9 protein-coding genes are annotated in these 15,902 nt (G+C 33.5%); all 9 read right to left on the bottom strand.

Going from position 1 to position 15,902, the window contains the following annotated elements:
• Nucleotides 1-186: 186 nt before the first annotated feature.
• Entirely contained in the window at nt 187-1,950 is a 1,764-nt protein-coding gene (locus tag ACTQZM_RS05690) for a DUF2075 domain-containing protein (protein WP_441653155.1), read from the bottom strand.
• A 526-nt stretch (nt 1,951-2,476) separates the two neighbouring features.
• Nucleotides 2,477-3,322 carry a hypothetical protein gene (locus ACTQZM_RS05685; RefSeq protein WP_208920626.1) on the bottom strand — a complete coding sequence of 282 codons (846 nt, stop codon included), beginning with the start codon at nt 3,320-3,322 and terminating at the stop codon, nt 2,477-2,479.
• An 88-nt stretch (nt 3,323-3,410) separates the two neighbouring features.
• Nucleotides 3,411-3,755, bottom strand: a complete 345-nt coding sequence (locus ACTQZM_RS05680; protein WP_441653154.1) for a hypothetical protein — start codon at nt 3,753-3,755, stop codon at nt 3,411-3,413.
• Nucleotides 3,756-3,900: 145 nt separating this feature from the next.
• Nucleotides 3,901-8,838, bottom strand: coding sequence for a S8 family serine peptidase (locus ACTQZM_RS05675; protein WP_441653153.1), 4,938 nt, complete (start codon nt 8,836-8,838; stop codon nt 3,901-3,903).
• A 399-nt stretch (nt 8,839-9,237) separates the two neighbouring features.
• Nucleotides 9,238-9,774, bottom strand: a complete 537-nt coding sequence (locus ACTQZM_RS05670) for a TetR/AcrR family transcriptional regulator (protein ID WP_441653152.1) — start codon at nt 9,772-9,774, stop codon at nt 9,238-9,240.
• A gap of 610 nt (nt 9,775-10,384) precedes the next feature.
• On the bottom strand, nt 10,385-11,968 hold the full coding sequence (locus tag ACTQZM_RS05665) for an ATP-binding cassette domain-containing protein (protein WP_441653151.1): 1,584 nt from the start codon (nt 11,966-11,968) through the stop codon (nt 10,385-10,387).
• 130 nt (nt 11,969-12,098) lie between these two features.
• Entirely contained in the window at nt 12,099-14,045 is a 1,947-nt protein-coding gene (locus ACTQZM_RS05660; protein ID WP_441653150.1) for a PTS fructose transporter subunit IIABC, read from the bottom strand.
• 24 nt (nt 14,046-14,069) lie between these two features.
• Nucleotides 14,070-14,981: a 1-phosphofructokinase gene (pfkB, locus tag ACTQZM_RS05655; RefSeq protein ID WP_441653149.1), complete on the bottom strand. Its 912-nt coding sequence runs from the start codon at nt 14,979-14,981 to the stop codon at nt 14,070-14,072.
• The gene (locus tag ACTQZM_RS05650) at nt 14,978-15,733 is read right to left on the bottom strand and encodes a DeoR/GlpR family DNA-binding transcription regulator (protein WP_441653148.1); all 756 of its coding nucleotides are present in this window, start codon (nt 15,731-15,733) and stop codon (nt 14,978-14,980) included. Before ACTQZM_RS05650 ends, pfkB begins: the two co-directional genes overlap by 4 nt.
• Between the last annotated feature and the right edge of the window lie 169 nt (nt 15,734-15,902).

Here is a 15,902-nt window from a genome sequence, read left to right as displayed (position 1 = left end):
TTTCATTATACCACGAATACACGTTCTATTAAATGCAAACACCAAAAAAAGCCCACGAATTTTCAGTGGGCTGGGAATAATAGTAAAGACATGAAGTTTGCACCCAAAACTATATACTTTTGGGTGCAAGATTTTAAAAAATTACCACCTTACTTTATATCAAAAAATCAGTAAGGTGTATAACAATTATTTATTCATTCTTAACTTTTGCATTTCTAATAATTTTTCTTGTAAAGCTGGGTCTACCGCAAAAAGATACAACCCATTTACTCCACGTGTCAACAAAACATTCAACTCATTTTTCAATAAAGTATCTGAAAGATAGACTTTTTTACCATTTTTTAGCTCTCTACGTTGGATGGCTTTTTTATTTTTGCTCGCTTCACGGTCGAAAACAATCTTACCGTCACGATATTTCACAGATGGGCCAATAATCACTCCAGCATAATTCAAGTCAAAACCTTGAATCGTAAATGTTGAACCCACTTCATCAATCGTTTGTTCTTGCTCCGCCCAAGCTAATGATTTATTACGACGCTTTTGTTCCTTTGTAGTTGGTAATTGTAGATTCCATGGCATGTGAAATTCACCAACTGACACATTCCAATACACACTATCAACAGGTTTCTTTTTATCAATGTAATCCCAATCAAAAGTAGCTAGCATACGAGACAAACCGTGCTCTTGATTTTCTGCTTTTTGTTTTATAGCCGCAAACATTTCAGCTGGATTTTCAAAAACTTTCAAATCATAGTTGGCATCGTCAGGGATTGGTAAAATTTCCCTATAATCAGTAAAATGACGTATCCAATTAACCGTTTCTTTACTTGCATTAATCCGCATTTGATTTTGTAACTCAATATATCTTCCATGTTGAATGGCATCATGTTTCATGTAGGAAATTTCATTTTCTTCCCAATGTTGCTCACGGGACAATATCTGGTTTTCATCAAAAACAACGACCACTGTACGCGCGCGATTCAAAATATCTACCAATTGATTTTTCCCTCGATATGCCTGTTTCCCCTGTGTCCAAAGTAAATGTGCTTCATCAATCACCACCACATCTACCGGATCATCAGGTGAAGTCCGAGTAATAAAACTTGTTGGTTTAGAAACGATTGGAATATCTTCTTTTAACGAATATCCAAGCTTTTTGACAATTTGTTCATAGACCTTTAATTGTTGATCGTGATTCACTAACAAATATATACTGCGATTTGTAAACAATGGGTACTCCTCTAAATTGGAAAGTTCTAGCAAATCACAGAATAAGCTACTCATCAATACAGTTTTCCCTGTACCGGCTTGTCCATTGACTAAAATTAATTGGCCGACTTGGTTTTGTGTAAGTGTAGATTCAATCTTTTGAATAATCAAATCTTTAGCCGCTAACTGTTCTTGTGTTAATTTATGATAGGGTGATGCTTTAAAAATCGCAGAATCTTTAATCACCCGCTCTAATGGAAATAATTCTTTATTTTTTTGTCGAAGTTTGCGCCAAATTTTAGAAAAGATGACTTCAAGCTCATCAGACGTATAGTATTCACTTTGTGGATTGGTCCGACGATTATTGACATGTTTAATTCCCTCAACACTTAATAAGTAATGCATAAGTCTATTTTCAATATCTAGTGTCAATGATTTATTGAAATGTTTATGACCAATCACATACATTTGAGACGTGCGTGATTGTTTTAATTCTTTCCAATCATCGCGCACCTGGTCATCCGCATTTAAATGTTCCAAAGTACGTCGGATAATATCATTTGTTTCACCCACATAAACTGTATAACTTTGGTCATCATCTTTATCATTAACAATATAAACCGTTGGATAGTTCAGCAAAAATTTACTATCTTGTGCTTCTATAAAATTTTCTTTAAATTCTTTTAATGCTTTTTCGTTATATGCTAAATCATAAATAATGGGTGATTCCACATCTACCAAATTTTTTCACCTCAATTAATCCCAATTATTCTTTGTGACACCTAGCAAGTCAAATTGATCTTGTAAGTCACGATAATCTAAATTGTCATACATATTGTTATCATTATTATAATAATCGTACTGCATTGTTTCAACATTTAAATTATCCGAAACTTCAATAGGAATCGATTCAAAAAATTTGTAATCTTACTATATTTGTTATTATGTTAATTTATGAATACATTTTTCCCTTCAATCGATAACTGACTAGTGACTTTTAATAATTTATTTCTCAAACGGTTTGTTAATTTTTTTGCATTTTTCTACATTGCTATCTCAAAAATACAATTTACATATACCTATATATAGACAATAGTGTATTAAGAAAATTGTTTACTAATATCATTCAGCATTCATTATGAACTTATCTCCACTTGTATATGTAGAGAAACTAACTATAGATATTAATCGATGTACTTCATTCTTTGTGATTTTTACAATTACTCTATATTTCATCTATTCATTAAAGCAATTATAATTTTTATATTTAACGAGTTTTATCTCTAAAAAATGCAATTATTAATTTATTGATAAATTTCTTTATACAGTCGACATCAATTTTACAGTCCAAACTATCGATAATATAAATTCTTTGAACATAGTATAAGAACTGAAACCCATAGTGAAACTCTAACATATCTTTAAAGGTTTTTTCAAATTTTTTATCGCTTGTGTTCATCAAATGACTATACCAATGTCTGGTATCTTTTAGCCTTTTGGCCATTTCATCAATATTACCACAACCGAACAAAGAGAATAAACTCTGCATCAAATCATCATTTTGCAATTTATCATTAGTAACTTTCATGATTTCAATTAGTTTTTTTACAAAACGATCGTTACCTTTATTTTCATAAATACCATCTACACAGTGTAAAGTTATTAGTAATTTATGGTCAGACATAACATGCTCATAATCTTCGCTAATAACCGCTTGCATAGAATTAATTGCATAATTATTTGAAGTTTTACTAACAAATTGATTATATATATCTTGAGTTATACTATTAGAATTGATAGTTATTATTTGATAATACTTTTTTTCAAACTGCTTTGAAGTAGTATATTTTCCTGATAAATTGCTAATATCAATAACCGTGTTCTCTATTTCAAATGTAATAATTTTAGGGAAATATCCTAAATAAAGAAATATCATTGAATACAAATTTAAAAGTAGATTTTCTATCTCTCTATCATCTAAATCACTATCAATTTGAATATTTAGATTTTCTCCAATTAAAGATAAACTCACCGTACTATTTTCAATTATTGTAGTAAACTCTTCAAATTTATCTATACTTTCACAATATAATTCTAACAGTGCACTTTTCATTTTTACTATCTCCCATATCAAATTTTTTTGCTGCCACTACTAGTGTTAAAAGGCTTGATTCAACATCGTTTCTCTTAGACTACACAATTTATTTTTTCATTAATATGATTGTACGATACTCTACTCCTTCCATCCCCATCAAATCTATAGGTATATCCTCATCAAGTACAATATCATCATGTGGTATCATTTCATATTCGATTAACTCTAGCTCATTATCATCATTTAGATAAACATTGGGCACTTCATTAGGTAACTTGCGATAGTCTCCAACAAATTCAAATAAATTAGGCAAATATAAATAATTTTCTCGACTTTCATCCACAATTGAAAGCAAATTAGCTTCTGAATCATAGCCAACAACCAAATACTGATGGCCATGTATAAAACTTAAACTATCTTTTCCGATATATGTAGCCACTACATATTTCACTTTCCGCACAACCTTTCTACAGGGCTAAAATCAATACTCTAACAATTATATTCATAAATAAATTTTATCACCTTAAACCAAAACAAGAAAGCGTTTCTAAAAAAATAAGAGAGATGGATGAACTCCCTCTCTCTTATCTCTATTGTTATTCTTTTGTTTTTAAGGCTTTACCTGAAAGAAGTGTAATACTTGCAACGAATAGACTCAACAAACCAAGTAATATTGAGCTTTGTTTTGTACCTGATTGTGGTAATTCAGCTTGTGAAGAAGCCTTAGTCTTTTGCTTAGCAACTTTTGTAATATTTTCTTCTTTATCCGAGCCTAGTGGGTGTTTATTGCTTTTTGTTTTATTTGAATTTGACATCTCAGCTTGATTGTCTGACGAATGTAACACGGTGTTTTTCACTTCAGACTTTTTCTCAATATCCTTAACTTCTGATTTCGCACTTAGTGGATCAGTTTGTACGTCTACTGTTGTTGAATTAGTCTCTTTACTTCCTTCAACTACTGGATTTGTTGATATCGCGGTTTCCGTCACTTCTGGTGTGGATTCTGTTTGGATACCTGTTTCTGTTTTTTCAGGCGTTGGGATGACACTTTGTTTACCATCTAATGCAGCCATTGCACTCGACAATAACTGTACATATCGATCAACAACGACTTGCACGACATCAGGCGTATTAAGTGTATCTTCCACCTCTTTAAATGTTTGATCAAAAGCTACTTTGACATCTGCACTGGCATTTTGATATTGCACTTGTTCTTTTAGTTTTTGAGCTTGAGTAAATATTTGTGAAAGTTGATTGACATTCGTTGGCTGACCATCTAAAGCAGTTCTAGCTTCACTTAACTTGTCTAACAACTGATTGACCTCTGCTTGTGTCGCTTTTTCTTTTGAACTTAATAATTTAGCAGATCGTACAAGCGCATCGTAAGCAACTTGTTTTAATGGATCAGCATTGTAATAGTTCGCTTGTTGTACTAATTTTGGATATTCTGCTAATTCAGCTGTTAACGTTGCTAAATCGGTATCCCTACCATCTAATGCAGCAAACGTTTCTTTCAAACTTGCTACTTTTTGATCAATAACTTCTTGTTGTTGCTTGTCATTGACCAATTGTTGTGCCGCTAGAAGTGCTTGCTTGAAATAATCCTGTTTATCTTTACTTGCATTATAAAATTTTGCTTGGTCTTGTACATCAGCCACTTGTTTGACTAAATCTAACAACTCTGTCTTATTAATCAATGTAAGTGTTTTGATGTTGTAAGTATTGTTTTTCACTTCAAATGATGGATCTTCTAAAAATTCATATCCTTCTGGCAATTCAGCTTTAATGATATATTTGCCTACAGGTACGATTTTTCCAAAATCACTTTTAGCATACTTAGCTTGCGGAATACGAATTTCTAGTCCTGAATCATTGACTAAAATAAGTGTGTCTGTATCCGGAATTTCACGATTAACATCTACTAATACATTAGCTTTTTCTTTTAAATGTACGAAAAATTGCACTTTAGCTGTACTATTTGTTTCGTCAATATTTATCTTAACTGATTGATTGCCTGATAAAGTTGCCCAATCTGTATCATATAAGAATAAATCAAATTGATAGTCGCCAAATGGTAAAATTAACACGTTATTACCATCAACATAACGAGGAATATCGGCTAAATGTTTTCCGCTTTGATCTTTTACCGCATAAGCATATGCAATATCCACCGGTTGTTTAGTTTCTTGATCTACAGCTTCAACCGTTACTAAACCATTCGTATTCCCAATACTAATTAAATCCGCCACATTTGCTGAAGCTTTATTTCCAGCATAGTCTTCTACCACATATTTAAATTGTGATAAATCAGCTAAATCAAGTGGTAAGGTGAAAGAACCATCCTCATTTTGGGCTACATATATACGATGGTCAGAAACTGTTGTATCACCATTTACTTTCAGATTAATATTTGTGGTCAAACCATTTTCATCGGGAACCAGATAAAAGACTTGTTCTCTAAAAATACCGGCTAACCCATTTTCAATTGCGCGACGTGCTTTAAAGATGAATTGATCCTTATCATAAGTTGCAGTCGTAATCACTGGTGCCTGACGATCAATAATCACTTTAAAATCAACTGACTGTTCTTTTGCACCTGGTACTTCAGAACGATACGTAAGCACATAGCGATATTCTCCATCTTCAAGTGGATTACCTGATTGATCAAAACCTTGCCATTCTGTATTAAAAATGATGCTTGATTTAGGTCTTTTCTCATTGCCACTGAAGAAGTTTTTATTACCATCTTGTCCATCGCTTTGCCATAAAACATGTTCTCGATTAATATCATCTGCACGATATACACTAGCTTTTAAGTTTGTATAGTTTCTTAAAAATACCCCTTTAAAAGCAAGTGAATCTTGATTACCATCATCATTCGGCGAAATAGCTAAATGTGGTTGCCCATTTTCATCCAGTTTTAGTACAAAATCACCATTTTCATCCTTAAACGTGCCTAACGCTTTTAGTTCAAAATCAGTAGTTTTTCCGGTTGAGTAAACTTTATCAACACTTCCAGTTACTAAACCTGAAAAATTATCAGAACCCGCTAATTTTTCAGGTTTATCCGAATCTATTTCAAAATAAAAACCACCTTTGCCATCAGCAATCAAAGAATAAACAGGTTCTTCAATAACTGGTAAGTTTTGGAATTCACCATGGAAACCAACATATGGAATACTGATTACATCGCCATCATCGACACTATCAGTAAAACGAACAAACCCCTCTAGATAGTAGCCATTTTTCATGAGTTCATTTAATTCTGGCGTAAACGATGACGCATCAATTTGAATCTTTACAACCTCGCTACTGTTGGCTTTAACTGTCAACCCGCTAACTGATGATTCACTTAACTGTCGTGGTGTTAAAGTTATTTTTCCCTCCTCGACAGCATCCGTATCTAGATAAATATGATAATTTAACTTGCGGTCTTCATTTGAAATATTGTGCACAACTACCTCAAAATCAAACGTATCCCCAACATTGCCAAGTGTCAAACTACCATAACCATCTTTGCCTGTCACGTACAAGCCAGTTGAAGTTGCCGCATTTACATCAATAATACCCGCTCCTTGTTGACGCGGAGAAGTATAAGCTTGAGATTCTTTATTATAATGAGGTTTTGCCGTACTCATCAATAAATGTTTAACCAAATCTTCTAATTCTTGTGGTGTTTTATTTGGATATTGTTCTTTTAGATATTGTTTCACTAATACAGCAGCACCCGCTACATGCGGAGAAGCCATACTTGTCCCATTCATATTGGCATAATCATTATCATTGATAGCAGCATAGATGCCACCCCCAGGAGCCGCTAAATCAGGTTTTAATTCACCGTCAGCAGATAAACCCCAACTTGAAAAATCAGACATAGAACCTGCATTTGGATTTTCGTCAAAAACAGATTCATTATTAAACTGGATTTGATACTGATTTTTCGCTAAAGCTTCACCAAATTCATTCGGGATGAAAATAGCTGGAATCCCGACTGCTGTTTCATCTAAGGCCATGCTAATATTGGTTTCATTTGGTCGGCTATTAAAAATCACTGCTCCAATAGCCCCTGCTTGTGTGGCATTGGCTACTTTTTCAGAAAAGGTAATCTCTCCACGTTTTATCAGTGCGAGTTTTCCAGAAAAATCCTTCCCTTCAAAGTCTTCTGCTTTACCTAAATTTGCATAGACATAGTCATAAGCTTTTCCCTCTTCAAAACTAACTTCACTCTTTTCTGGATTGTCAAAAGAACTTTTACCGAAATTCAGATTTTCATCATTTTCTAAACCGATAATATTGATAACCTTGCTAGCAATAGTCGTATTATTGTATGAAGCAACTGAAATCGCCTCTTTTGCCGTAGATGGACTGCCAACTAACCCGTAATCAGGATTTTCAGCCGATGGCAAGTCATAATCCGAGCCAAATACTGCGTCATTACCAGCTGCAATAACTACAGATACCCCAGCATTTCTTGCAGCTTCAATCGCTTGAACAACACTTTCATCCATGTTAACAACAGAACCACTTGCTCCGCCTAAGCTTAAGTTAATACTATCCGCCCCTAATTTCACTGCGTCTTCAATCGCTTTGACATAGATTGCAGAACTAGTTGTTGGATTAATATCTGAAAAAACACGCATAAACATGACTTGTGCTTCAGGAGCAACCCCATAGATTAACTGATTCGCAACTGGTTGAGTTGGATTTCCGGTTGCGATGCTTGTGACGTGCATCCCGTGAGAATGTTTGTCTTCTTCTTTCATATCAGTATTGACATCGACATAATTATAACCAAAAATCACCTTATCATTAAACCATTCCCCATACTCAATCCCTGCAGCCTTTTTCGTTGCTTCGAAAGTTTCTTTGTTGTATTTAGCTGTATCAGGATTGGTTATATGCAGCACATCATGATCGACATCAATCCCTGAATCAATAATCGCAACAACCATGCCTTCTCCTTTATAGCCAGACTCCCAGGTTTTTGGCACAGAGATAATGGTATTACTATCAATATTTTGCGGCGTAGCAGATGATAATTGCTCACTCTCATTTTTTTCTATATTAACTTCAGCTGCTTGATTATTTGCGAATTCTTCTTTTTCATTTTCAATATCAGTTGTAGTTTGTGTCGATGTAATTGTTTCAGCTTCTTGTGTCTGCTTAGCTATTGTATCAATATTCGTATCTTCAATATTTGTTGCTGCTGATACAGACTTATTCGCTTCAGACAAATCTTTTATAACTACTTCATTCGTGGTTGAATTTTGTTCATCAATCGAAGCGACTGAATTTTCTGTCTTTTCATGCGAAGTGTCTGTATTTTTTTCTTCTACATGATTGACTGTCGTAGAAATTTCTTTACTTAAATCATTGGCATTTTCTGCTTTAAGTGGTTGTATAATTGTTGCAGTACTCGAATTCTCATCAGCGACGACATTCTGAGCGCTTACAGCATTTAACAAGAAAGTAGTACTTAAAATTAACGTATATGCCCCAATATTTTTGGGATGCAATATTTTCTGTTTATCCATATAATCTCCTTTTTTATTAAAATTAGGTTAACCTTAGATTATATTAAAACACATTTTATTAGATATTACAATATCATATTATCGTTATCAAAACTCCAATTATTTGATAAATATTATAAATTCAGCATTTTCATTATCTCTCACTATAATCTGTTAATATATTCAAATATTATTTTATAACGAGAAAAAGTCAGAATCCAGATACTGAGCTTTTTTCCAACTTTCTCAAACAATATTTAGACTTTACTTTTGAACTGATTTCATTAAGTCCATATTTTTAGTATTTATTAGATTTAGGTAAAGATTTTAAAAATTCCTACCTACAGACTCTTGTGATACTTTATCAAAATAAACGGTTATTATTAGTATATAATTTTTCACTAAAACAATATTAAAGTTTTAACAATACTTTTTCACTATATCTTTCCAGATAGCCTCTATGTTTTTCTCGGTTAAGTATTCATCTATTTTAGCTTTTTCAATTAATCCTAGCATCGAAATTGCTAATTTTGAAAATATTTCTTTCTTTTCAAATTCAACTTTGTCATTAAAATACTCGCCTATAAATAAATATTTTAAAAAAAATGTTTCATACAACTGATACATTAATTTAGGATTGCCCATAGTATCTTGCCAACTTAAATAATATTTTTGCGGATTTTCACAATAATATTTGACTATTTTGATTGGAAAATATACTAAATGACGATCATCATTAAACTTTTTTTCTGTACTTTTAATAGCCTCATGAAATAGATAATAGACAACTTCATCTTTTAATTCTTGAAAATTTTTGAACTGATTGTAAATTGGTTGTGTAGAGATTTGCATATAAGTTGCAAGACGTTTGACAGTTAAATTTTCAAATCCATATCGTATTACCATTCGATAAGCAGAGTCTATGAATTTTTCTCGTTTGTAGATTCTTTTTCTCATCGCTTCCCCCTAATACAAATTTTTTCAATTTAACCAAGAGCTTTAATAATGTGCATCTCGCTTAAACCATCTGACACCTTTAATTCTCTTGATCTAGATATTTTGCTTATTAGGTATTTTCTCATTAAATAACTAAATTTAAAACATTATTTCGGAAAATTTTACTTTGTTTTTCTATTTTCTAATATTATCATTTTAAACAATAAATTTCTAAACAAAAAGATAATCTTCTTAAAATAACTAACTTATTATTTTAAAAAACTACCAAAAAATAACCATTAATAAAAATACATGTATTATAAAGATATTATACCGGAAATCTATTTCTTATGATTACGACTATCTATTTTTGTTTAATACAAAAGTTATAAATTTACTACATATTTAACAAAATAACCCTTCAGACAATCTCATTGTTTTATAATTTTAGTTTCATTTTTCTCCTTGTTGCTCTGTTTAATATAGTTGACAAAGTTTACATACTCACCTATTACTTTCATATTTTCATAATGCTATTCATTTGCAGACTTTGTCTCTAGGTTAAAAACAAGATAAAAAGAGAGTCTGCAATAACTCTCTCAAAATAATTATATAATTTTTTTTAAACTACCTATATCGACAATTTTTGTAAATCTATTTCAACAGTAGTTTTATGTGTTACTAATAATATTATCTTATTCACTTTAATTTTATTAAGTATTTTAGCTATAGATTTATCCAAAGTGTCATGCATATTCGAAAACGGTTCATCTAAAATAAGTAAAGATGTACCTGGTTTAGTTACTGCAACTAAGAATTGTAAAAGCTGTCTTTGCCCCCCTGAAAGTTCACTTAATCTAACTGAAAGTAAATCCCGTATTGAAAATTGTGCAGCAAGTAATAATGATTGATATTCAGGTTCGCATAATATTTTTTCAAGATCTTCCATCGACAAATACATTGTTAGAAATTCTCCCACAGTAATCTCCTGATTTTGCTCATTTTGAAGCATCATAGATATTTCCTTTTCACGAAGTAATGTTGTATTTACTTCACTGATTGAATATCCATTATAACTTATACGTCCTTGAAAGATATCTTGATAAACACCTATCAACGTATACAATAGCGTCGATTTTCCCACACCATTTTCGCCAACTAATTGATAAATATTACCTGGAACAAAATTTAAAGTCAACGGTTGTTTATAAAGCATCCCTTCTTTTATCATAATATTCACATCAGATAATTGAATCTGCTCAATTTGACTTAACTCTTGCTGTCCTTTATCATCTTCAGGTAAGTTTTGTATTTCATTCATTCGACCTTTAGCAATTTTGTATTCTTGATAAATGAATTGGAACGATATAATCTGCTCAAGATAGGACAGCATCTTCATAAAATATTGCATGATTGCAACAAAAAAGCCCACAGATAAACTACCAGCAAAAATCAGTCCAGCTCCAATCACAAAAAATCCTAGTTGTGCAATAAGTGTAATCGCTAATTGGGCCGTTGATAAAAAATATTTTAGCCAGTAATGTTTAAGCATAGAATTCGACAATGATTGCTGTTGATGATGCAAACGAAGAAATTCTAGCTGTTGACTTCCTTTACTTTTTATTTCTAAAATTCGTTGAAAAAATTGATTCCGTAATGCATACAATCGATTTCCTTGATCCATTACATCATACAAAGTCGTATTCATTTTTGGTTGAACCTTATAATAAATGACTAAATATAGTATAAGCAATCCAACAAAAATCGCTAAAAAGTATAGACTAATACGACTCATTAAAATCAGAGTAATCGCCAAATAAGCTAGCCCACAAATAAATTGCGGAAGCGAAATATATACAAATTGTAGTACTTTTTCAATATCTTCACTTACTCGCTGATGTAAATAATTTTGATCATATTTCAAAATCAATAGTGTTTTCCTTGAAATATATGATTGTGCGAATTGATTTTGTTTCTCAATAACTAATTGAGATATCTTAAAATAATTCATCTTTGACTGAAAGAAAGAAACAGTCATCTGCGCTAAAAAAAGAAGCGCTAAAATCACGATAGACCTTATTAATAAGCTAGCCTCTTTATGAATGAATTGGTTAATAATCACCCCTTCTGCATATGGCGTTAGAATTTCAAAACTTCCCATACACAAAAATAAAAATACTTGCAACCCAACAACCTTTTTATCAATTAATTTCATTTTCCATCTCCTAATTTTTGTTATCTTTAAATTAGCATCTCAACCTAAACCAGTTAATAAAAAAATGCCTAGCGCAGGGAAAGGCTAGGCATAAGGTGAAATATATTTAAATTTTTTGGCTAAACATTCATTAGTCGACTTTCTTTTTCAATGCACCGAATAATAAACCTGAAACGATTGCACCGATTAAGATAAACGCTAAGTATAATAATGGTTTAGATACTAACAAGATTACGAAGATACCACCGTGTGGGGCCATTAGTTTAATACCAGTCAACCCAACTAAAGCACCGGCAACTGCAGAACCAGCCATGAAACTTGGAATCGCGCGAATTGGGTCAGCAGCCGCAAACGGAATCGCACCTTCTGTAATGAATGAAAGACCCATAACGATATTTGATAAACCAGCTTCTTGTTCTTGTTTTGTAAATTTGTCTTTGAATAATAAGGTTGCGATAAATACGGCAATTGGAGGAACCATACCACCGGCCATAACAGCCGCCATAATCACTGAACCACCTGTAGCCACAGAAGCAGCTAAGGTACCAGTACCAAAGACATAGGCCGCTTTGTTGAAAGGACCACCCATATCGATAGCCATCATACCACCTAAGACAAGTCCCATCAAGACAGCTGAACCACCTGACAAACCTTCAAGGAAGTTGTTTAAGCTTGTGTTGATAGCAGCCATTGGAATGTTTACAAACAACATTAAGAATCCAGTGATACATACACCAAATAATGGATATAATAGGATAGATTTAATACCATCCAATGAACGAGGTAGACCTGCTAATAGTTTTCTTAAGACTAAGATTACACCACCAGCTAAGAAACCACCGACTAATGCACCTAAGAATCCAGAAGGCACACCTGCTAGAGCTAAGGTTTTTTCACCACCAGCAGCAAATGGTACCTTACCCCAAGCTAAACCACTTGAAGCGATTGAACCAGCAACGAAACCTGCGACTAAACCTGGTTTTTCAGCAATAGAAAATGCGATATATCCAGCTAAGATTGGTAGCATGAAACCAAATGCCACGCCCCCAATATTTTTAAATAGAGATGAAATTTCATGATAAGTACCTAAATTACTTAATTGATCTTTTGGCACACCCATGATGTTATCAAGTAAGAAGGCAATCGCAATCATAATACCGCCGCCGATAACGAACGGAAGCATTTGTGATACACCGGCCATTAAGTGTTTATAAAATGCAGCACCTAAGCCTTGTTTTGAATCACTGGCAGTTTCAACAGCACCTTCACCATTTGATTGATAAACTTCAGCTTTTTCATCTAAAATAATTTGAATTAATTCTTCTGATTTTTTGATACCATCAGCTACTGGACGGCTTAAAACACGTTTACCAGCAAAACGAGGCATTTCAACTGATTTATCGGCTGCAATGATGACCCCTTTCGCACGAGCAATTTCATCAGCAGTCAAACGGTTCGCAACCCCAGAAGCACCATTTGTTTCAACTTTGATATCAACACCCATTTTTTCAGCAGTTTGCTTTAATTTATCTTCTGCCATGTATGTATGAGCGATACCTGTAGGACAAGCTGTCACCGCAACGATAAATGGACGATCACCGCTTGCTTTTGCTTCATGTTTTTCTTCTGATTCTTCCACAAATAAAGCACGTACTTCATCTGGTGTAGAAGCTTGTTTTAAACTTGCAACAAAATCAGCATCGACTAGCTTACGTGAAAGTGCGGCTAATGCTTGTAAGTGTGTGTCATTTGCTCCATCTGGCGCCGCAATCATAAAGAATAGATAAGTTGGTTGACCATCTAATGCTTCATAATCAACACCCGCTTGGCTTTTAGCAAACAATACAGTTGCTTCTTTAACCGCTGTATTTTTCGCATGAGGCATTGCAATTCCATCGCCTAGACCCGTAGATGTTTGGGCTTCACGAGCTAAGATACCATCTTTAAAAGTCTTGACATCAGAGATACGGCCAACTTGGTATAATTTTTCGACCATTTCATCAATCGCAGCTTGTTTTGTCGTTGCTTTTAAATCCATGATCATTGCATCTTTAATCAATAAATCTGTAATTTTCATTTTAATCCCCCTGATTTTTATAGATTATAATTTTGTAATTTTTACTTCAGGCAATAATTCTCGAATAAATTCACCGGTTGCTAAATCATCTGAAAAAGCAGTAGCACTTCCGCAAGCAACGCCCCATCTGAAACTTTCAACGGGATCTTGCGTTTTAGAATATTCGCCGATAAAACCTGCAATCATTGAATCTCCTGCACCTACAGAGTTTTTCAATTCACGTTTTAAGACATTGGTTTGATAGACACCTTGTTGGGTAAATAATAAAGCGCCATCGCCAGCCATTGAAATAATTACGTTTTGGGCACCATCAGCTAACATTTTCTTACCATAAGTAATGATGTCATCCAATCCGCTGAATGTTGTATTGTATAATTCAGCTAATTCATGATTGTTTGGCTTCACTAATAATGGTTTTTTAGGAAGTGCGGCTAAAAGGTCTGCACCTGTCGTATCAATGACGAAATCAGCTTCTTTATCTTTAATAATTTCAATAAGTTCTTGATAAAATCCTTGAGCCAATCCCGCAGGTAAACTACCAGCTAATACGACGATATCCCCTTTTTGGACTTTGGCTAAAGAAGCTTTTAGTTGACTAATTTCTTCATCAGTTAAAACAGGACCCTGACCATTGATTTCAGTCTCTTCACCTGCCTTCAATTTGATATTAATTCGAGTATCTGATTGAATGGCTGTGAAATCTGTTGAAATCTCTTCTTCATTTAAGCAGTCCTCGATAAATTTACCAGTAAATCCACCTAAGAAACCTAGAGCGGTACTCTTCGCATCAATACGTTTTAAAATACGTGATACATTGATTCCTTTACCACCTGGGAATTTCGCATCGCTATTCATACGGTTCACACTACCTATTTCTAGTGCATCAACACGAACGATATAGTCAATGGATGGATTTAAAGTCATTGTGTAAATCATGATGAAACCTCCGTAATTCTTGTTTGCAACTGCATTTTTTTCATAATTTCTTTTGGTGCCTTACTTGTGATGATTTCTGCTTGAGCTAGATCAGCAACATGCGTAAAAGCTGTTTGCTGAAACTTCGAACCATCCAGTAAGACAAAAGACATCTGACTTTGGGCAATTGCGAGTTTCTTAATCATCGCTTCTTCTGGATCGGGTGTCGTAAAGCCATTTTCTAGATGCGCCCCATTCATCCCCATGAAAGCTTTGTTAAAACGAAATTGCTGTAACTGGGTTGCTGTAGAAAATCCGGTGATGGCATTAGTCGATAATTTAATCGTGCCACCTAAAATGACTGTTTCGATATTTTTTTCAACTAGCAAGGCTGCATGCTTAACCGAATTCGTGACGACTTTGATTCCTAAATCTGGCTCAATGAAAGGAATCATCGCCATCGTAGAAGTTCCAGCATCCAAATAAATGACATCTTTTGGTTTAATTAAATTCGCAGCATAACGTCCAATCGCTAGTTTCTCATCATGGAATTTTGCTTCTTTTTCCATCATGTTAGCTTCAAAATTCAATTGTTGCTTTTTCTTTGCTCCACCATGTATCCGAATTAAGAGTCCTTGATTCTCCAAATGTTGTAAATCACGACGAATAGTTGACTCAGAGGCTTCTAAAGGTTCAATTAATTCAGCGATAGTGATGATGTCATTTTCTTCCAAAGTGGATAGAATCCTTTGTTGGCGTTCATCTGTAAGCATTTACACTCACCTCCCACGAATGTATAGTATCATACTCATTTCAATAAATCAATCACATTCGAGCAGAAAACTTCAAAAATAATCACATTGGAAACGGTTTTAAGTCAGAAATCTTCCAAAAACAAGCAATTCTAGTTCAATTTCAGTCAAATAAATAATAAAATTTTTT

Origin of the sequence: Enterococcus cecorum, from assembly GCF_052119425.1 — a bacterium.
GTDB lineage: Bacteria > Bacillota > Bacilli > Lactobacillales > Enterococcaceae > Enterococcus_E > Enterococcus_E cecorum_C.
Note: the sequence above shows the minus strand (reverse complement) of the source record. Positions and strands in the feature narration are given on the sequence as shown.

What these genes read in the sequence shown, in the direction of transcription:
- ACTQZM_RS05665 (WP_441653151.1), bottom strand. Translation starts at nt 11,968, where the DNA reads ATGAAATTAATTGATAAAAAGGTTGTTGGGTTGCAAGTATTTTTATTT.
- ACTQZM_RS05660 (WP_441653150.1), bottom strand. Translation starts at nt 14,045, where the DNA reads ATGAAAATTACAGATTTATTGATTAAAGATGCAATGATCATGGATTTA.
- ACTQZM_RS05685 (WP_208920626.1), bottom strand. Translation starts at nt 3,322, where the DNA reads ATGAAAAGTGCACTGTTAGAATTATATTGTGAAAGTATAGATAAATTT.
- ACTQZM_RS05650 (WP_441653148.1), bottom strand. Translation starts at nt 15,733, where the DNA reads ATGCTTACAGATGAACGCCAACAAAGGATTCTATCCACTTTGGAAGAA.
- pfkB (WP_441653149.1), bottom strand. Translation starts at nt 14,981, where the DNA reads ATGATTTACACAATGACTTTAAATCCATCCATTGACTATATCGTTCGT.
- ACTQZM_RS05675 (WP_441653153.1), bottom strand. Translation starts at nt 8,838, where the DNA reads ATGGATAAACAGAAAATATTGCATCCCAAAAATATTGGGGCATATACG.
- ACTQZM_RS05670 (WP_441653152.1), bottom strand. Translation starts at nt 9,774, where the DNA reads ATGAGAAAAAGAATCTACAAACGAGAAAAATTCATAGACTCTGCTTAT.